Origin of the sequence: Bartonella sp. ML70XJBT.G, from assembly GCF_028618575.1 — a bacterium.
In the GTDB taxonomy this organism is placed as follows: domain Bacteria; phylum Pseudomonadota; class Alphaproteobacteria; order Rhizobiales; family Rhizobiaceae; genus Bartonella.
Genome location: NZ_JAQITA010000001.1, coordinates 19,085 through 40,615, shown reverse-complemented (window position 1 = coordinate 40,615; position 21,531 = coordinate 19,085). Strand labels below are relative to the sequence as shown.

At 38.8% G+C, this 21,531-nt stretch carries 10 protein-coding genes; all 10 read right to left on the bottom strand.

The window, feature by feature from the left end; all coding sequences use genetic code 11:
* Nucleotides 1-78: 78 nt before the first annotated feature.
* A complete protein-coding gene (addA, locus tag PVV64_RS00090) occupies nt 79-3,549 on the bottom strand; it encodes a double-strand break repair helicase AddA (RefSeq protein WP_273759052.1) in 3,471 nt (1,156 codons plus the stop codon).
* Entirely contained in the window at nt 3,546-6,668 is a 3,123-nt protein-coding gene (gene addB, locus PVV64_RS00085) for a double-strand break repair protein AddB (protein ID WP_273759051.1), read from the bottom strand. The genes addA and addB overlap by 4 nt, the downstream gene beginning before the upstream one ends.
* A gap of 562 nt (nt 6,669-7,230) precedes the next feature.
* Nucleotides 7,231-8,724: a tRNA (adenosine(37)-N6)-threonylcarbamoyltransferase complex ATPase subunit type 1 TsaE gene (gene tsaE, locus PVV64_RS00080; protein ID WP_273759050.1), complete on the bottom strand. Its 1,494-nt coding sequence runs from the start codon at nt 8,722-8,724 to the stop codon at nt 7,231-7,233.
* Nucleotides 8,725-8,772: 48 nt separating this feature from the next.
* Entirely contained in the window at nt 8,773-11,232 is a 2,460-nt protein-coding gene (locus PVV64_RS00075) for a PAS domain-containing sensor histidine kinase (RefSeq protein ID WP_273759049.1), read from the bottom strand.
* 38 nt (nt 11,233-11,270) lie between these two features.
* Nucleotides 11,271-12,668 (bottom strand): adenosylhomocysteinase, encoded by a 1,398-nt coding sequence (gene ahcY / locus PVV64_RS00070; protein WP_273759048.1) that lies wholly within the window; start codon nt 12,666-12,668, stop codon nt 11,271-11,273.
* Nucleotides 12,669-13,760: 1,092 nt separating this feature from the next.
* Complete coding sequence (locus PVV64_RS00065; protein ID WP_273759047.1) at nt 13,761-14,759, bottom strand: complex I NDUFA9 subunit family protein; 999 nt, start codon at nt 14,757-14,759, stop codon at nt 13,761-13,763.
* A gap of 43 nt (nt 14,760-14,802) precedes the next feature.
* Complete coding sequence (locus PVV64_RS00060; protein ID WP_273759046.1) at nt 14,803-16,122, bottom strand: folylpolyglutamate synthase/dihydrofolate synthase family protein; 1,320 nt, start codon at nt 16,120-16,122, stop codon at nt 14,803-14,805.
* Nucleotides 16,123-16,126: 4 nt separating this feature from the next.
* Nucleotides 16,127-17,047 carry an acetyl-CoA carboxylase, carboxyltransferase subunit beta gene (gene accD / locus PVV64_RS00055; protein ID WP_273759045.1) on the bottom strand — a complete coding sequence of 307 codons (921 nt, stop codon included), beginning with the start codon at nt 17,045-17,047 and terminating at the stop codon, nt 16,127-16,129.
* A 565-nt stretch (nt 17,048-17,612) separates the two neighbouring features.
* Nucleotides 17,613-18,332: a sulfate transporter family protein gene (locus PVV64_RS00050; RefSeq protein ID WP_273759044.1), complete on the bottom strand. Its 720-nt coding sequence runs from the start codon at nt 18,330-18,332 to the stop codon at nt 17,613-17,615.
* Nucleotides 18,333-20,083: 1,751 nt separating this feature from the next.
* Complete coding sequence (gene coaBC / locus PVV64_RS00045; RefSeq protein WP_273759043.1) at nt 20,084-21,484, bottom strand: bifunctional phosphopantothenoylcysteine decarboxylase/phosphopantothenate--cysteine ligase CoaBC; 1,401 nt, start codon at nt 21,482-21,484, stop codon at nt 20,084-20,086.
* Nucleotides 21,485-21,531: the final 47 nt, after the last annotated feature.

Below are 21,531 nucleotides of genomic sequence, written 5' to 3'. Positions count from 1 at the left end.
TGGTACGATAACGCTTCATATCAAGTTATTACAAAGATAAATGATAATAAGCTTTGTGAAAAAGGTTTTTTTGCTTTATCATGCAATTTCATCAAGAATCACCTCGAGTTTTCTCGGAAGAAGCTTAAAAACTTTTACATCTTTACTGTAAACAAGAAGAGCTTGGATCTCTTTGTCTGGATGAATAGCTTGAAGCAATTTGTGGTAAAGAGCCATTTGCAACAAATGGTGTGGAGGGATAGCAGCTTCATTTTCAGGTGGTACTCCTGTTTTAAAATCCGCAAAAATTATGCTCTTTTCTGTGATGTAGAGACGGTCAATTTGTCCGGAAATTGCTTGTTCTTTTCCACGAATTTTGACAATACCCATTAAAGGAACTTCAGCACGCGAATGTTCAGAGAAGAGAGGGGCAAGATAGACATGATCTAAAATCTGCCAAACATGACAAAGAGCCTTTTCTCTTTGTGTCTTCTGCCAATGAGAGACCTTGCTATTGAGATAGTGTTGGGCATAATCGCGACGTTTTTGAGGGGGGCAATTGGGCAAGTGTTGCAGCAATCGGTGGACAATATTACCATATTCAATGAAAAAAGCTCTGTTAGTATTTTTTTCTCCTAAGACAGGTGAAAGATTAAGATATTTGGGATGAGAGGAAATCTCAGGATCAGCTTCAATAGAAAGGCTAGCAACAGAGGGTCTCAACGGTTTGGGTAGAACTGGTTCTGCTGGAACTTTATGAGAAAAAAAAGCAGGCAAAGATGGGAGTGTTTGGCACTCAGCACAAAGTCTTTCCTCATTTAGAGAGGGAGAAGAAGGTGTAATGCAATAATGCCAAGCCTCAATATCTTCTGCTGGACCTTCTATAGCAACGGCATGGGGTTTAAGAGCATTTTTTACCAATTGTAACCATGTCTGAGGGGAAGTTTTTTCACTACGATATCCACAAACGAACAATCGGTCTTCAGCACGTGTCATTCCTACATAGAGCAGACGCCTATATTCTTCTTCTGCGCGTTCTTTTAAGCATGACAATGCTTGTTTAGAGAGTTTTGTATCGAATTTTTCATTGGGACGCCAAATAAACGCTTGTTGATCACGACCTTGCCCATGATTTGAAGGTGTCTCAAGCAAGTGGGGTGAGTGTTGAGGATGCCAAATAGCACTCCCTGGATCAACCAGAAAGACAACAGGAGCTTCTAGTCCTTTTGCGGCATGAACCGTCATAATACGAATTTCTTCGTGATTTTGATCAAACTCGCGTTTAATTTCTGGATCATTTACAGTGAGTGTTTCCAAAAAAGCTTGCAGCCCTGGTAAACCAGTTTTTTGAATAGTGAGTGTATAATCCATAAAGGCATCAAGCACATCATTTGCTTCCACTCCTAAGCGGGCGAGGATTTTCTGTCGTCCATTATCATTGTTTAAAATATAGCTATAAAATTCAAAAACCGGTATTTTATCCACGAGAGCGCGATAGTGATTTAAATTTTCACAAGCATCTTTAAAAGATGCTTGTGATGAAGCGTGCATACAAAGGCTTTGCCAAAGGGAGTCTTGACGATGAGCAGCAAGCTGAAAAAGCTCCTCTTCGCTCAGAGCAAAAAGTGGACTTTTTAAAACACAAGCAAGAGAAAGATCATCTTTTGGTTGCAAGACAAAACGTGCCAGCGCCATTAAATCACGCACACTCATATGGTTGGTGAGTTGTAAACGGTCAGCACCCGCTACAGGAATATTGCGTTGTTTAAGGGCGCGGGAGAGAGCAGAAACAAAATGATCACGTTTGCGTACCAAGACCATAATGTCACTGGCACGCATACGGCGTCCTTTTGCTTGTAGTATTTCTCCGTTTTGTAACCAGCCGGCAATTGTTTCAGCAATTTTTTCTGCCAAACGTCTTTCAGGTGTGTTGAAATGCTCAACGCTTAAATGCCACTCATCAGGAAGTTCATTTTTTTCTTTAGAGAAAGCATCCCATACAATAACATCACCTGGGCTGTGAACACGAATGGCTTCATGCACTGTCTTTGTATTTTCTGCTGAAAGCCCTTTATAATTTTCTGGTGTTTCAAAAACAAGGTCGACGCTTTTAAGGACATCAGCTGTAGAGCGAAAAGAATAATTGAGTTGTATTTTTTCAAATTTCTGATTGATCTGCTGCACTTTTTTTTGAATTATTCGTCCATTTTCAGCAAAATTTTCTGGAGCTGCCCCTTGAAAAGAATAGATGGATTGCTTTTCATCTCCGACAGCAAAAAGAGTACGGATATTTGTACGTTGACCATGCCCTGTGAAAAATTCTTGCACCAAAAGCTGAAGAATTTGCCATTGCTCAGGGTTGGTATCTTGTGCTTCATCAAGCAAAATATGATCAAGACCATTGTCAAGTTTATAGTGCACCCATTGGCTTGCACCTTTACGCTTTAACAAGTGGAGCGTACGCTCAATGAGGTCATCAAAATCTAAGAGGCCATTAGCTTTTTTAAGATTTGCGGTGATTTTAAGATACAGAGCACAAATATGAAAAGCAGCCCTATTAAGTGAGGCAATTTTTGCACATTGATATTTTTCTAAAAGAACAGAAAGTTTGCTTTGTTTATCTGCAATCATTTGTTGAATAAAAGGCCAGATTTCATCTGCTTTTTTACAAGATAAACGTGAAAAATTGCGCGGTTCTCCTGTTGTTTTAAAGTAAATATCGGAAATAATATCGATAATATTTGTTTCATCACAAGTGTCTTTTAATTGGGAAAATTTCGCGATCATATCCTTCAGGCTCTTATTGCCATAGGTTTTGCAATGTGTAAGAGCATAAAGAGGTAAGCAGGCAGTTTGTTGAATGTTTTCTAACAATTGTTCATTTGTATCATTGGGTGCTAACTGAAAGAGCGCACGCAATTTTTCCTCACCATTTTCAGACAGAAGAGAGGTCAAAAAACCAGACAATTTATGTTGTTTTTCAGTTGATTCATACAACAATTGGTTAAAGGTGTTCTCACTGATAACGTTAAGGAGCTGTTTCAAAGAAGCCTGTGCATCTTTATGCTCCAAAAGCTGGCGACGGGATTCTTCGAGGAGTTTTTTTCGACGGATATCATCAAGTAGTTCGAAATGTCCGGCGATATTTGCTTCTAACATAAATTGATGCAAAAGAGATTCACAAAATGCGTGAATAGTTTGAATTTTTAAGCCCCCTGGAGTCTCTAAGGCACGCGCAAAGAGTTGACGTGCATAGGTCAATTTTTGCGCGTTGATGGGCTTCTTTTCAAGCTGTGATAAGGTTTGTTGTAGCTGTGTGTCGTCCAATTCATTCCAGTTGGAAAGGGTGCGAAAAATTCGCGATTGCATAACGGCAGCAGCAGCTCTTGTATAAGTAAGGCATAAAATACGTGCTGGAGGGGTACCATTTAAAAGCAACCGAATGACGCGTTCACTTAAAACGTGGGTTTTTCCAGATCCTGCATTTGCAGAAACCCATACATTTATTTTTGGATGTGTCGCTGTTGCTTGTGCATCAAGGGCTGCTTCAGGAATAGAAAAAAAAGTCATGATTGATCCGCTTTCTGAAGTCCACTTGACCATTCCCATAAGCGTGCCAGATGGTCATAGTCCCCTTCATATCGTGTTGCTATGGGGACTGCATGTGAAAGATAACCTTGTTGTGGATTCTGATAATGGTTCATTAATGCGATAAGGTGTTCCCATGCTTTTTCACCAAGATCAATGGCACTTTGGTGCTCTTTTTCTCCTTTCTTTGAAAAAATTGATTGGGGAATAATTTTACCTTTTTTGTTAAGAGCGATATAAGATAAATTGATAGGGATAAGATTTTGAAAATCTGTAAAAGCACCTTGCATAAGCAAAGCTGTTTCCAATGCCAATTGTGGAAACAATAAGTTGCGAACTTCTTTGGATGAGGGGGGAGTGCTGGTTTTAAAATCAACAATTTCAACCATTTTGTTTGGTAAGACATCAATACGATCAGCACGCCCTGAAAGGGTTACGCCTGTTGTACCTATAGGTATTTTTTGTGATACCACTTCAGCATGTCGTTCTCGAGGTCCTAAACTTTGTTCCCATTGCAGCAAAAGCGGAGCAAGATTTTCAAAATTGTTCCACCAGATTGCTTCAATATCGGCAGGCAAATTAAATTTATCAAATTCTTGACGCCCGATATTGAGGAGTACATCGAGTGCATTTGCAGCATTTGGATTTTTTACTTGTTGACAAAAAGCAGCAAGAATAGCGTGATAAAGCGTTCCACGCTCGGCAGCGCTAGGAGCATGAATGAGAGCCTTCAGCGGTTTGAGACGCAAGATTTTTTTGGCATAAATCGCATAAGGATCATAGCGCAATGTTGCAATTTCGGTGACGGAAAAATGGCGTGGACGTGTCTCAAGGGGGGGGACAGGGCAAGGACGGGTCGCACCAGCAATGTTCTCTGTATGATCAAGCATTTTCGCCCAATGAAGAAATATTTCACCACGTGCACGGATTTGTTGCCAAACTTGCTTTCCGATAACTGTTTCTAAGCGCTGGAGCCAACGTGAAGGAAGTGAAGGAGTATGGTTAACCCGTATTGCTCGGCTCATCACCACATTATTCATTCCCATAGCCCACTGAAAGTCATGGGCAGAAAGACCAATACGCTGTTCTGGTGGTTCAAGCGTTAACATCATTTTCATTGGTCTCGATAAAAAAGCATCATTGCGGGTTGTAATAGGCCATGATCCTTCATTAAGACCACCGATAACCACGGTATCAACGGTTTGCAAACGTGATTCCAAAGTGCCCCAGATGAATAAACGTGGATGTCCTCCAGGCGAAGGGGTAACAGAGCGCGTTGCGATTAGGGCTGAAAATATAGCTGGCCATTCACAAAGAGAGAATGTTAATCCTGATTGATCACTCACCAATTCACGCAAAAAAGCCAAAAGAGCTTGTCCGGCTTCATGTTGATATAGGTGCACAAGAGAATCGTTTTCATCACGCCCAAAATTTTCAAAAACTTCAACTGTTGCTACTGCGGCTTCACTGATGGTACATTCCCTCTCTTGTGTCATGAGAGAGGCTAAAGGCTCCACGGCTTTAACCAAAAGATCACAAAGCAGGCGTGCTTCTTCATAGTTTTGTTGATCAAGAACGTTGTTTTCAAAAATATGATGGGAATATCTTTCTATCCATTTTTCAAGAAATTGATCGCATTCGCAAAGATGAATACGGTCTGTATTTCCTCGAAGAACAAAGAGTTCGAAATTTTCTGCTTTTTCGCGTAAGTGGTGACGATTTTGTCTGAGTGTTGTGAGAGGGTGTTTAAGAAGGGAAAGAAAAGCAATAGGGTCATGAGATTGTAAGATATTTTCTAAAATAAGTCGTAAGAGGGTTGCAGGCAACGTTTGAGCAAGTGGCATTCCGCCTGAATCATTTGCTTCAATACCAAAACGCTGTAATTCAGCTGTGACACGGCGTGCTAGATTGCGATCATTGGTAATAAGAGCTGCGGTTTTTTGAGGCTCTTCAATGGCATTACGTAAAGCAACAGCAATAGTGAGTGCTTCTTCACGCTCATTTACAGCTTCAATGAATGACCAATTGGCACAAAGATCTTCATAATCATCGCGGACAATTTGTACCCAATGCTGCGTTGTTGAGGCTGGTCGCAGTGCTTCTGATAAGAGAGCAGAACGCCTTTTCTGTATTGCGCTTTGTTGACCAATTTCGCGCACATCAATGCGGTGACATCCCATAAGAGAGAGAAGTTTTTTTAAGTGATATTGAGGATGGCTAAAAACATTCGTTGTATGGTCGAAAACATCATCAGTTGTTTTTTCGCTATAAGTTGTGCCCAAAGCCTCCCATTGTTCTTCATCCATATAAAGATCAAGTCCAGGAAGAACAACAGCACCTTTGGGCAGAGAGGCAATAACCTTTAAAAGATGAGAGACAGCAGGAATAGAACCCGATATACCAGCCGCAATGATAGGCTTATCAGGACAAGTCCGCCGTAAAGTTTCAGTGTGTATTTTAAGAGCTTGATTGCGCCATGCAGCTGGATTACTTCGCCCTCTTTCTTGTAAGATTTGTGGCCAACTTTGTGTGACAATGGTAAGGAAATCGAGCGTTATTTGCCACCATTCGGCAACCATATCGGGAGAAATTTCTTGAAGTTTTGACCAATCTGCAGCTTCTGTTTCCATTTCATCCATCAACTGCGCTAAATCTTGAGCAAGCCAAATTGCATCAGCAGTATGAGCAGGAATCAGCACGTCTTCTGTACCAAACATGGCACGCAAATGATTTGGTAAATTTTCACGCCATGGACGAATGAGACGTGCGAGAAGCAGGAGGCGTTCACTTTCTCCAATGGGAGGCTTGAGCATGTGGATATGATTGTCATCAAAAAGAAAGCTCTCCTCATCCACATCTCCTAGAGCGCGAATGGTTGGTAAGAAGGTGGATTTAGTCTCACTTCTTTCAACAAAGGCTGTACGCAAAGCACGGGCAGCACGGCGCGTTGGTACATAAATGAGGGTATCTGCAAGGGCAGTTTGGATATCCCCATTTGCTGCAAAATTATCAATAAGAGTGTGAGAAAACAGTGCATCGACAAAATGCGGTAGAAAAGATGTTCCCGGAGAAATAGAAAAGACACGTGGTTTATAAGTCATGTGATCTCATTGGGATGCGTGGAAATATTCCATCTTATTGATTATTTGTACTGTTTCCACTTTATACAATTTTTATGGGAGGAAAAACCGAAAAGCGACATTTTTACAGGAGATTTCGCGTTTCATCCTATAAAAAATCGCAATAGATCGATATGGCTTAAATTTTTGCGCAAGAAGATAAAGAACTTTTCTCATAATTTTTGCACAAAGAATGCCTTAGGATTCAGGATCGAATCAAAACAGGCTCTATAAAGAGCAACGGTTAAATTTAAAAAACTTTTGCTTTGCAAGGATATTTGCAATTCATTGCATAGCATAAATAAGAAACTTTCCGTACTGATGATATGCTGCAATATGAAAGTATTGCTTACAGATAATATTATTTTGAAAAAATTTACCTATCACTTTGTAAGAATTTTAAAAATCAGTTTTTCAGAGAATATTTATTAATTTTCATAGAAAATTTTGAAGAAATAAAAAAGAATGTGTCATTTTATATTCTACAGTAAAAATGAATGATGGGAGGAGAAAGTATTTTTACAAAGGTTAAGAATACCTGCATCTATTCTACTTTTGAAAGGAATCCTAATTCTTGATAAAAATTTTGTAAAGGAGCAAGTAAGGGGTTTGAGAGATTGCGGACAAGATAATCTTGCACGTAAGGGAGATATTGAAGATACGATGATTTCCCATCACGTTTATGAAGGCGTATAAAAATCCCTAGAACTTTAGAAGCGCGTTGGGCACCAGCAATTGCATAAAGCTTGCGGAATTCACTTTCATCAAACGAGCGTGGTGCTTGATGGCGTGCATTGCAATAGACATCGAGAATTTTTGTCTCCAATGTTGGGGAAATAAATACACGTGCATCTTGCCCTAAAGAAACGAGGTCATAAGCTGTTGGACCTATTAAGCCATCCTGAAAATCAATCAGACCAATGCGATCGATTCCTTTTTTTTGTGCACGCCAAAGAATATTGGGCGAATGATAATCACGCATAACAAAGGTTTTTTCACCTTGAGCAAGACTATCAAGATAGGGCTTCCAATAAGCAAAAAAAGCTTTACACTGTTCTTGATCTAAAGTTTTTTGTGTTTGAAAGGGTACATACCAGTCTACAAATAAGGAGAGTTCTGCTTGGAGTGCTTGGCAATCATAGGAGGGAATTTGCAACAAAAATGTTGTAAATTGCTTCTCTGCAGACCACGACTTTTGATGAAAGGTAGCCAGTAATTCGCTACAGGCGATATAGCGTTCTTCTAAAGGAGAACCGTTTTGATCTAAAATTCCATCACATCCTAAATTTTCAAGAATCAAAAGACCTTTTTCAAAGTCTTCAACAAAGATATGGGGAGCAGAAAATCCATTCTCTAAAAGAAGCTGATTAATTCCGACAAATTGACGAATATCTTGTGCAAGCTGTGCCTTTGTTATGTAAGAGAGATCAGTGTTTTGTTCCCTTTGCATGGTTGGTGCATCCATGAGAACTTCCCTATGCTGTCCATCATCCAGAAGTTCATAGGTGCGTGCAGAGGCATCACCAGCTAGAAAATGACGATGAACTTGACCGCGCCCATGGGCTGTTAAAAATGCGCGAATTGCAAAAGAACGCTGAAGACGCTCAAGAGAATTTGGTGCAGATATGAGAGTTACATGACGCCCACAACCTTCATGTTGTAAAGTAAGTGCGAAGGTAAAGGGTCCTAAAAGATCAGCACCTTTTTCTGGCCATTCAATGAGTAAAATGCTACTTTCACGTGCTTCATAAAGCCCTAATTCATCAATTTCTTCTGCCATAGAAAGGCGGTAAAAGTCTGCATGAACAATTTCCAATTGTGGAAGTTGATAATTTTGGGCGAGAGTGAAGGTAGGGCTTGGAACATCGAGAGTTGTGTCATTGGCAAGTGTGTGGATAATTGTCCGTGCGATAGTTGATTTTCCTGCTCCAAGATCACCTTGCAGCGTCACCAGATCACCTGGTTTTAAAGCAAGGGCTAAGTCTTGCGCGAAAAGCCTAGTTGCTTCTTCATTTTCAAGAAAAAAACGAAAATTCATGAACAATTCCATGCCATGGATAAAAAATTGTAACAATAAAAGACGAGATTAAAAAACTTTATCTCCTTTGGAAATCGGAAAAAAACATTTAACTGTTGTTCCTTGTCCGGTACCAGTAAGAATTTCAACATGTCCACCATGGAGTTCGACAAAGCTTTTAACAAGGGACAGACCAAGACCCGCTCCCGCACGTCCACCATGATGTGAATGGGAAGAAAAACGTTTGAAAATGCGATCTAGGATATCTTCTGGAATATCAGACCCCTCGTTATGAACACTAAAGATAATATTATCATCTTGTTCATCGACACAAAATTCAATCGTGCTTGCTTCAGGTGCGAAATTAATGGCGTTGCTGAGAACATTAACAAAAATTTGATGCAAACGTGTTGCATCAGCAGAGATACAATTTAAAGAAGGAGAAATTTGTTGTAAAAGCGTGATATGGCGCCCATTAAGGCGTTCTTCGACACGTGTGACTGCTTGTATCATGGCATCGGCAATATTCACTGGTTGTATGTCTAGCTCCATAATACCTGCATCAAGAGTTGCAAGGTCAAGAATGTCATTAACAATATTTAAAAGGGTGCCTGATTCTGAATGGATGTGTCCAAGATATTCTTTTTGGCGTTCATTAAGAGTGCCAAAAATTTGATCGCATAAAATATCAGAAAATCCAATAATATTGGTGAGAGGTGTACGCAGTTCATAGGAAACATGTTGAACAAATTCATTACGCAAACGATCAGCACTTTCTAAGGCATCATTTTTTTCTTGAAGAGCACGTGCGACATGAACAGTATCTGTAACATTAACGAAATTAAGCATTGTTTGCCCATCGGGAAGTGGTACCAATTTGTAATCAAGGATCATGCCATTTTTAAGGTCTATACGACCTGAATATATATCGCGTTTTTCAGCAAAACCTGTAATAAATCTAGTAAATTGATCCCATTCTCTTCCCATGGTTAAAGTTGAACAATGGTTTTGCAATTGGGTAATATGGGTACCTTCTACCAATAAGTTATAGGGGAGAGACCATAATTTCGATAAAACAGGATTTGATAAACGAAGGCGTCCATCCGTGCCAAAAACCACCACACCTTCTGAAAGTTTATCAAGCGTTTCGCCTTGTATTTTAATGAGTGTATTGTAGCGTCGTTCAAGATCAATTTTTTCTGTAAGATTTTCATAAAGCCAAGTGACGCCTCCTTGTGGATGAGGGCTGGAAATAACACGCACCGTGCGCCCATCTGGAAGATTCCAAATTTGTTGATTGGCTTCCGTTTGTTGATAGGCTTTAAAAAGTTCTTCTTTCCATGTGCGCCAATCAGGATGTTCTGCAATGAGCCCTTTTTCACGCAGACGTTCAAGCAGCAATGTATGGCTTGGTTCACTTTCTAAAAAAGTACTTTCCAATGGCCATAAAATTTTAAAAGCATGATTGCAGAATTTTAACTTTTGGTTGTTATCAAAAATAGCAACAGCTGTTGAAATTTGATCAAGTGTTTCACAATGGCTTTGCAGAACACGTTTGAGCTCATTGGCAAGATTTTCATAGGAGCTGTCATCATGTGCAAAAGCTGCCATTCCTTCAGCTGTTGTAATTCGTGTAAGATGAAAACAATGCCGTTCTCCATCAATAACCGTATGAACATGCTCTTGAAAAATTGTTTCGACCTCATCGGTTTTTCGTTGTGTTGTTTCATTGAAAAGATCATCTATTTCATGACTATCTTCTCGAAAGCCGGTCATTTCTCGAAAGGCACGATTAACAAAACAAACTTTTCCTTCACAATCTCGTATCCATACCGGTTCTTGAATACGATCAAGAAGATTACGCTGCATTCTCAGTTCTATAAGGATTTTAGCGATATCTTTTTTTAAGTGCGCATTTTCGCTTTGCTGTATTGAGATGTCTTGAAAGCGTGCAATGGCGACTGTTCCAGCAATGACCCCTGTCACTTGTAACAGCGTATTATTTATCGTGGTGATAGACAATTCAAAAGGGTGAGATTCGTAACGCAATTGCGTTAATGCATGGTCAAGTTCTCGTCTTGAATTTTCTTCAAGCCAGAGCTCGAAACACTGAAAATCTTGCTGATCAATTCCTAAATTTTGTAATACAGGAATGTTACCAACCACGCGAGGTAAAGCGCTTGGGTTTTCCCAAATAAGAAGAGATTGTCCCGTTTCTTTTAAAAGCCATTCATAATATTGAAGTTTTTCAAAAAGCTCTACTTGAGTTTTCTGCAGGGGGTTTCCTGCCACTTTTTTTGCACGCGTAATAACAGCGATACACATAAAAAGTGAGGCGCAAAAAATTCCTCCACACAGTGCTAAAAGGAGCCATGGACCATCTGGAAAAGTAAATGGTAAAATCATTTCCAATGATTGAGCAACAACGCATTTGGGAAAAAAAAGGAAAAAAAGACAAAAAATACACGCGAAAGTTCGCATCATTTTTTGAGCTTTTTTTGAGGGGGCATAATCACCACAGCAAAGCACGGCGCCTTTTCCTTTTTCTTTTAACCAAAGAGAACATTTTAATAACGATAATGATCTGGTTTATAAGGTCCTTGTGGTGTGACTCCAATATAGGCCGCTTGTTCTTCTGATAAAGTGGTTAATTTTATTCCTAGCCGATCAAGATGAAGGCGGGCAACTTTTTCATCAAGATGTTTCGGTAAAATAGCCACTTCATTTTTATAGTGCCCTGAGCGGGTAAAGAGTTCAATTTGCGCTAAAACTTGGTTTGTAAACGAGGCCGACATAACAAAAGAAGGATGCCCCGTAGCATTACCAAGGTTAAGTAATCGGCCTTCAGAAAGCAAAATGATACGTTTTCCATCGGGAAAGGTAATCATATCGACTTGAGGTTTAATATTTGTCCATGGCAAATTTCTAAGAGCTGATACTTGGATTTCATTATCAAAGTGCCCAATATTTCCAAGGATGCACATATCTTTTAATTGTCGCATATGGTCTAAGCGGACAATGTCTTTATTGCCTGTCGTGGTGATGATAATATCGGCGCTAGAAGCATCATCATCTAGGTTCACGACTTCATAGCCATCCATAGCCGCTTGAAGGGCGCAGATTGGATCAATTTCTGTTACTTTAACGCGCGCTCCAGCACCTGAAAGAGAGGCTGCTGAACCTTTACCCACATCTCCATATCCACAGACAATGGCTGTTTTACCAGCTATCATAACATCTGTTGCACGCCGAATACCGTCTACGAGTGACTCTCGACATCCGTATTTATTATCAAATTTTGATTTTGTGACACTATCATTGACATTAATGGCAGGAAAAGGCAAAAGCCCTTCCTTTTGTAATTGATAAAGACGGTTTACACCTGTTGTGGTTTCTTCACTCACACCTTTGATTGCTGCGCGCTGTCGTGTGAAAAAACCTGGCGTAGTTTCCATACGCTTTTGGATTTGTTTGAAAAAGAATCCTTCTTCTTCTGTTTTAGGATGAGAGAGAATATCTTTATTTGCTTCCGCACGGCATCCCACCAAAATATAATTTGTAGCATCAGCGCCATCATCTAAAATAAGATTTGCAGGGTTACCATCTGGCCATTGGAAAATGGCATCTATATAAGTCCAATATTCTTGCAATGTTTCTCCCTTAACTGCAAAAACAGGGATACCAGTGGCTGCAATAGCGGCTGCTGCGTGATCTTGTGTAGAAAAAATATTGCTAGAACTCCACCGCACATCAGCTCCGATAGCTGTTAATGTTTCAATTAAAACAGCTGTTTGAATCGTCATATGCAATGAACCAGAAATGCGCGCTCCCCGCAAAGGTTGAAGAGAAGAAAACTCTTTACGACACGCCATTAAACCAGGCATTTCTGTCTCAGCGATATCCAGTTCTTTACGACCATAAGCAGCAAGAGCGATATCCTTGACAACATAATCTGGAGTTGCCATTCTTTATTCCTTTAAAATTATTTTTTTCCCAGACGGTAGGAGAAATTAAAAAAAAATGCAAGCCAATAGCAAGACTTCTTGATGTAAAAAAACTTTTTAAAATCCCGATAAATTTGTGCAATAGAGACGTTTTTATCTATCGAAACAATGAATGTAACGGACAAAATATAAAGGGACTCATCAATTTTATTGAAGAAGCAAAATTTATCAATATTTATTGTTTTAAAGCGGTGAGAACAGGAGAGTAAAAAAAGACTGTGACGAAATTATATGAAATTATATTATGTGAAAAACAACTAAGACATATAAATTTCATCAAGAGGCTTCTCTTTTTCTTTAAAAAGATTACAAGTGAATGAAATGACAAAAAATATACATTTATAAACAACAATATCTTATTAATTTCTGACTTCTATATTTGTTTTAAAGGAATATTTTATCTTTCTTCTCATTTTGGTGTGCAAGAATACTGCTGAAGAGTATAGTCGTACAAAATTTATAGGATACAACATTCTTATGATTATAAGGTAATAAGCAAAACGATAATGATATTTTTTATCTTTAATATTTCTCGAGTTTTCGCATGAAAACAATTCAAATGTATTGAATTCATTTTCGAACGATTTTTCTTCACATATCTAGTTTTCATGTGATACGCAAGTACAAGCTTTTTTACAATTCTGCGTGAGAGGAGAGTAAAATGAGAAAATATAAAACTCTCTGTCATATCTCTCACTCAATTCAACACCTCCATCCTTACGCTTGTGAAGTAATAAGTCGGTACTATCATTATACTTGCCAGTCCCCAATGTTATGACAGCTCTTGGCATCTCAAACGATTTATAAGAACCATTTTATTCCTTTCTTGATATTTTTTTATCCACACGCTCGTCCCACTTGTAACGTGCAAATGAATGGTTTTGATTGATACAACATGGGAGAGATTTGAAATGAGAGAAGGATATTCAAGATATTTCATTCAATATGAATAACGCTAGATTATCTGTATAAATCACTATCTCGCCATCTCGATAAAGAAATAAATAATTAAAAAAAAATCAATATGTTGATGAACTCTTGTCAGAATATGCACTAGGCTGATAAATTTTTGGAAAATTGTCCGTGTGGGCGAAATCGCCAGAGATAACTTGGTAAAAGAGCAGCCATTGCTCTGGGAGTAATGCCAGCACCTTCTAAAGTATATCCATTTTTGATAGCTTCTTGAGAAACAACATTATCCACTTGCAAGAAGCGTATCTGGTTAGTTGTCACAATTGTTGGCAAGAAAGGCAATTTACCGATTGTTCCCAAAAAGCCTCCCATCAATAGCCCTACAGAAAGAGGCATAGATAAAATGGTTTTCTTACGATGAATGATGTTTAATATATTTTCAAGGGCATTTTGGAATGTAATAATTTGTGGACCACCAAGATCATAACTTTTTCCAGAGATTACTTGTCCTTCTAAAGCACGAACGACAAATTCAGCGATGTCCTCAACATATATGGGCTGTAATTTGCTTTGTCCACCACCAAAAAGGGGCATGATTGGTAAAAAACACGACAAGTTTGCTAAAGTGTTAAAAAAACAATCCTCTGGTCCAAAGATAACGGATGGGCGCATAATAATTGCTTGAGGATGCGTGTTCTGAACGATTTGTTCACTCATAAATTTAACGCGTGCATAAAGGAATTTGGCATTTTGATTGGCTACAAGCGCAGACATGTAGATAAGTGGAATGCCAGCTTGGGTTGTTAATTCGGCGACATTTTTTGCACCATCAATTTGTGTATTTTGAAAATTTGATTGATTTGCTTGTGCTAAGCTACCAGGAAGAAAGACAGCACCGTCTGCTCCAAGCAATGCGCGTGCAACAGAAGCGCGATGCTTGATATTGGTTTTCAGCATTTGGGTTTGCCCTACTTCTCCTATTTGGAGCATATAATAAGCTTTTTGTGGACGACGAACAGCAATACGAACACGATAACCCCGCTTGGTTAAAGTTTCCACGACATGCCGCCCGACAAAACCAGACCCACCAAAAACAGTGATAAGTTTAGGATGTTGATAAAGTGCATAATCGAGTTGCATGATTTAAAAATCTATCTTTCAAAGCTCCATGAATAATCAATTTTTAACATGGTGGTGTTTTATTGTCACGTAAAATATCACCGGCAAGATAAAGGGAACCAGCAATAAGGACAATAGCATCTTGATACTCTGTCTTAATTTTCTCTAAAGCATCTTTTAAATGTGCTTGTGGAGTGGAAAAAATCCCTGCTTTTCGCGCTGATTCAGCTAAAATCGTTGGACAAATACCGGCAGTACTGTTAGTTAATGGGATTGTGTAAACTTTATCGATGAGGTTTGCTAACGGACGAAAATAACCAACAGCATCTTTGGTATTGAGCATACCAGAAATCATAATAAAAGGACGGTTTGTTTTTTTTCTCCATTTGGTCAGTTCCGCTGCAATAGCTTTTCCAGCAGCAGGATTATGGCCACCATCGATCCATAAATCTATATGAGGAGATAGCTGATCAACCAAATATCCATGCGTAAGATGTTGCATCCGTGCTGGCCAGTAAATATTTCGTAAAGCATGACTTATTGCCTGTTCTGAGAGCTGGAAACCTGCTTGATGCACGGCTTCAAGAGCAGCTCCAGCATTAGCAATTTGGTGGGTTCCAACAAGGTTAGGGAGCGGCAGATCCATAAGACCTTGATTATTTTGAAAGATCATGCGTCCATGTTCTGTATAGCTTTGATAATCTTGATCAAAGAGAGAATATGGTGCTTTGTTTTTATCAGCAAGTGTTGTTAATACAGAAAGCGTTTCATTATGATCTTGTTTACCGATAACCACTGGAACAGCAGGTTTGATAATTCCCCCTTTTTGAAAAGCGATTTGTGCAATTGTGTTGCCAAGAAAAGTCTCATGATCATAATCAATAGGCATAATAAGAGAGACAGCTGGTTTATGAATCACGTTAGTAGCATCAAAACGTCCTCCTAAACCAACTTCTAAAATCACGACATCAGCTGGATGTGTACTAAACAGCATAAAAGCAGCAGCTGTAAGAATTTCAAAAATAGTAATTGGGTTTTTACGATACACCTTTATAATTTCACGAATTGTCTCAGCCAGTTTGCTCTCTGTAATAAGTTGACCACCTCCTATTTGTCCTATACGGAAACGTTCATTCCAATTGACCAGATGAGGTGAGCTATATACATGAACGTGGTAGCCTGCACTTTCTAAAAGAGCACGACAAATTGCACAGGCCGATCCTTTACCATTTGTTCCAGCAATATGAATAACAGGAGCGAGTTTTAAATGTGGATTACCAAGATATTCTAAAAGGTAAAGAATACGTTCTAAAGAGAGATCAAACTTTTTGGGATAATTTTTCAGTAACTCATTGATCATCCTTTGTACTTGTTTTTTTTTCATGAAGTTAAGCCGCTTTTGTTGTAGAAAGCGAAGGATGAGAATCTGTTGGAGATGGATTGGAAGGGTTAACAGCTGCAGGATGTTTCATCATTAAGCGGAGAAGTCGTGCAATGGTTGTTTTCATTTCCAATCGCGATACGACCATATCAATCATGCCATGTTCTAGCAGATATTCGCTGCTCTGAAAACCTTCTGGTAAAGTCTCACGTATCGTTTGTTGAATCACACGTGGACCGGCAAAACCAATCATAGCACCAGGTTCAGCAATGTGAACATCACCAAGCATGGCATAAGAAGCAGTAACACCACCAGTCGTTGGATTGGTAAGAACCACAATATAGGGAAGTTTTGCTTCTTTGAGCATTTCAATAGCGACAGTTGTACGAGGCATTTGCATCAAGGAGAGCGTTCCTTCTTGCATCCGTGCACCACCAGAAGCGGCAAAAAGAACCAACGGACATTTTTCGGCAATGGCGGTATCAAAAGCTTTGATGATAGCTTCTCCTGAAGCCATACCAAGGGATCCACCCATAAAGGCAAAGTCTTGGACGGTAGCTATAATTGGTAAGCCTTCAATCGTACCTCGTGCACTTAAAATATTGTCATCAACTCCAAGTTTAGAACGATAATCCTTTAATCGGTCAATATAGCGTTTTTCATCACGAAACTTTAAAGGATCTGTTACAACTTTTGGATTTTCCAGAGGCGTATAAACACCATCATCAAAAAAATGCATAAGACGATTTTTAGCGCTGATACGCATATGATAACCAGAACTTGGAATGACATATTGATTCATCTCCAAATCTTTATGAAAGACCATTTCACCACTAGTGGGATCTTTTATCCATAGATTATCTGGAATTTCACGGCGTCCCAATATAGAATTAATTTTAGGGCGAACATAATTTGTAATCCAGTTCATCTGTATAGCCTTTCTTTAAATATGATACAGTAAATATGATACAGTTTTTACATGATTTCAAAGAATATAGAACTTAAGATCTCAGATTCACTTTGCCAGCTGAATAAACCAATTTCTTTAATATCTTTACCAGTATATGCATAGCTCCCACTCCACTGTCCTTTTTTCTAATATCATAGCAACTTTCTCCATTAAGAGTATTCCTTACAACAAGTCTCTCAACAGTTTTAATAACTAAGGTTATTTATTTTGCTTTGATATCAAAATCCATTCCTTGCACTGGTTGGCAAATTTTTCATTTGCTTTTGATGAAAACGCATATTCAATGAACCATTCACACCAACACTTTTAAAGCAAAGAAGCTTTATAAAATACCCACAGGACCACAATAGCCTACAAAAATAACAGGTATGATAACATTATGTTAACGAAACGCTAACACCAGAGCAAGATTTTTTTCAAGAGATTTCTTGTATGAGAGAAATAAAAGCGCTCATTTAAAAGCATATAACTATTTCTTATACTCTTTACGCATGAACTTTGTTTGGGTTTTCAGACAGTGCTATTATTTCTGCCAAATAGGTGCGGTGGTTTTTTGCGAAAGCATTTTGTGTAAGTATGTCATAAAGGCAGCTGCGAAGAGCGGTGTTGTTAAATTAAGAATGGGAATTGAAACAAAAAGTGCGATTAACAAACCCGCACCAAAAACTGTTAGGTAATGGGTGTGTAAAAAGGCATGTGCTTCTTGTTCTGAGCGAAAACGGTAGGCGGCAAATACAAAATATTCACGACCAAGCAAAAAGCCATTAATAACATAAAAGGCAATCAAATTGACACCTGGTACGAAAAACAAAATAAAAGCAATTCCATTACCAAGAAGACTCAAAAGAAGAAATTTCAAGGAGAGAATTAGAGAGCGCCCAAACGGCAGAGCATGTCCAACAGGCTCGTTTGGATAATCTTCTTTTTCAATAACTTCAGCAGCAGAATCAATGAAAAAACCACCAATCATAGCGGTGATTGGGGCAATAAAAAAAGCCATCAGCATAGCTAAACCAATATTAAAAATAATGAGCATACCCAATCCTATCCATCCTGCCCAACTAGGTAATCCAGGAAGGAAATCAGCAACCCAAGGCCAAAAATAGGATATAAAAAGTTGGCGCACACCTAACCATAGAATGGCGAGAACAACAAAAGTAATTCCCAAGGCTTTTAATATCATAATACGATATTGCGGGGTGATAAGACGCTGTAAAGCACGATAGGCAGCAGTAAAAATCATAACAACGAACGAGATAAGAAAAAAGTAAAAACAAGGGACGGATGAAAGAGTGCTTTACATATGCACTGAGTTTTATAGATCCTATAACTTTGTTGATTAAAATAAATAATCAAGGGATGGCAATGTATTATTTTATAAGTACCATAACATATTTTTCTTCAATATAGTAATATTAATATAAAGTACATTCATATGTTAAAATAAGAATATTATCTCTGTCTATTTTTAGTTTTCTTATGCATTCATTCAAGGGTAGAGATATAAAGTTAAACAAAATATTCAAATCATGATTTACGACAAAATTGAAAGGGGTTACGTCCCTCATATAAAATAGAACACCATTGTATTGCATATGCAGGTATTTGTTTTGAAAAACTGCCCAAAGCAATGCATCTTTTGGAGTAGATTTGACAAAAGCTTTTTAAGCAAAAACATCAAAAACAAGATACACGTATTATGCTAGCAAGATATACATTATATAATCTCCAACCATAATTGTAAACTGTAACAAAAATCTGATACACTCACATCAATGACGTGGACTTCGGTCACAATGAAAAAGCTTCTCTAATTCTACCGTAAAACTGTTGTTAAGGATAGTGGTATAAGGTTTGTAAAACATTACTATTAAGTTTTTTTAGATAATGTGGTGTAGGATGAGGGTAAGCTTGCCCATAGAGCCTATGAAGTGAACCATACCAATAGTCAGCAGTAGGGAGTCGCCGAGAGAAGTCGAATTATTTAAAAATCGGCACTGATAGAAATCTTTATCCTTTAGGACGAGGAGGAGGTCAAGAAAATACAGTGAATGACAAAACCAAACCATCCAATCTTCAAAAAAACACGATATTCCTCAAACTAAGCTAAAGATTTTAATTAAAGTACGACCTTATGCGGCATGATCCTTACACATGGCTTACAATCTGAAAGAGATTTGATTGGTTTTATAGGATTCGTAGTTAAAATGAAGAGCTATGAAGAGTATAATACTATGTCCATTGAGAGCTACCATTTTTACGGCTTATGAAAGTGCAAGTTGGCACCATTATTTATTTTTAGCTCCCAATATAGCGATAGTTTTTGCATTTGAGAGCATTTATAGAAAGTATTTTTTGCTTTTCTTTATAGTTTTATCCACATGCCACTTTCATTTGTGATGTGAAAATAAATGATTTTGATTGCTTCAATGTAAGAGGATTTGCAATAAAAGAATCCTATGCTACTCGGCTTTCTTGTTCAAGTTGCAAAACGCTAAATGATCATTATAAATCAATAGAGAAACCAATCTGATTACAGATCGATGTGGTTAAAAATCTTCGTCCTTATAAAGCGGCGATGAGGCAAGGGGTATAGAAAATTGCGTTAGAATTTTTCTATAAAGCGAATGAACAGTATGAGCAAGTAACAATAAAATCTACCAATGCGCGTAATTTTATAAATAGATTGGAAGACATAGGGATTTTTTTCTAAAGAGAGAAGGTCGTTCTTTCAATAAAAGTTACACGTATAAATAGTTTTAGATAATTTAGTAAATACGTTTCATTTTTATTTTGCATTGTGGTCTATTTAGAGTATTTATTTTCCAAGCTCCAAGCTCCAAGCTCCAAGCTCCAAGCTCCAAGCTCCAAGCTCCAAGCTCCAAGCTCCAAGCTCCAAGCTCCAAGCTCCAAGCTCCAAGCTCCAAGCTCCAAGCTCCAAGCTCCAAGCTCCAAGCTAAACTTTTATTGTCATTTATAAACTACGGTTTTTTCTCATTTTAGATGCGTGGGAGTATGTGATTCAAAAAAGGATACAATAACCTTTGCCAATTTTTGTGCGACTTGCTGTTTTGTCATCTGCGGCCATTCTTCAACATTTTTTTTACTTACAAGATAAACTTGATTTGTATCAGCACCCATGACACGAGTACCATCAGCTTGAAGGGAAATATCATTGGCAAGAATGAAATCAGCACCTTTTTCGATACATTTTTTTTGCGCATTTACGATAAGGTCAGAGGTTTCGGCTGCAAATCCAATCACGAGTGGGGGGCGGTTTGCAGCATGTCCAATTGTTGCTAAAATGTCAGGATTTTCTACCATATGCAAAGATGGTGGTGTTGTATGAGCGCTTTTTTTCATCTTGTGTAAAGATTGTGTTTGGCTGCGCCAATCACAAACAGCGGCGACAAAAATAGCACCATCAGCAGGCAATGCGGTTTGAACGGCTTGTAACATTTGATGTGCGGTTTCGACATGGATAGTTTTTACCTCTTGTGGAGGTGCAAGATGAACTGGTCCACAAATAAGCGTTACTTTAGCGCCCAAATGGGCGAGAGCTGTTGCGATGGCATGCCCTTGTTTGCCTGAAGAGCGATTAGCAAGATAGCGCACGGGATCAATAGGTTCATGAGTAGGACCAGAAGTAACAATGAAATGACGCCCAGAAAGCGGTTTTTTCTGCATCACTAAAAGAGTTTCTACTGCTGCTACAATGGTTAAAGGTTCACTCATGCGCCCACAACCTGTCTCATCACGCTCAGCCATTGTGCCAATTTCTGGTCCTACTATATGAACGCCATCGGCGCGTAATTTTGCGACATTGCGCATGGTTGCAGGATGTGCCCACATTGCTGGGTTCATAGCTGGTGCAATTAAGAGTGGACAGCGTGCTGCTAAAAGCACACAATCAGCCAGATCATCTCCTATGCCGTTAGCTATTTTTGCAATGCGATTAGCAGTGGCGGGCGCTAAAATAATGAGATCAGCATTACGTGCTAACCGGATATGTCCGATATCATATTCTTCTGCGCGTGAAAATAAATCGCTATACACAGTACGGCCACTGAGAGCTTCCGCTGCTAAAGGCGTAATAAACTTTTGCGCTGCTTTTGTCATGATGATGTTTAAGTGTGCGCCACGCTCCTGTAAACGGCGAATAAGATCAAGCGCTTTATAAGCTGCAATACTTCCACCAATAATGAGAAGAAGTGATTTTGATTGCAATGATTGCACTTCAAGGACGCTTGCTTGAGAGGGGGGTATAGTTAAAGCGCTGGGATTGCTTAAAAGACGGCGTGCTTCCTCTTCCATAGAGATACCATTTTTAGCGGCACGTATACGTAAAGCTTCTTTGACTTCTGGGGAAAGGTTACGAATGGTGAGACTAGCCATAAAATACCTCCAAGAGACAAAATGATTTCAATGATTTCATTATAGGT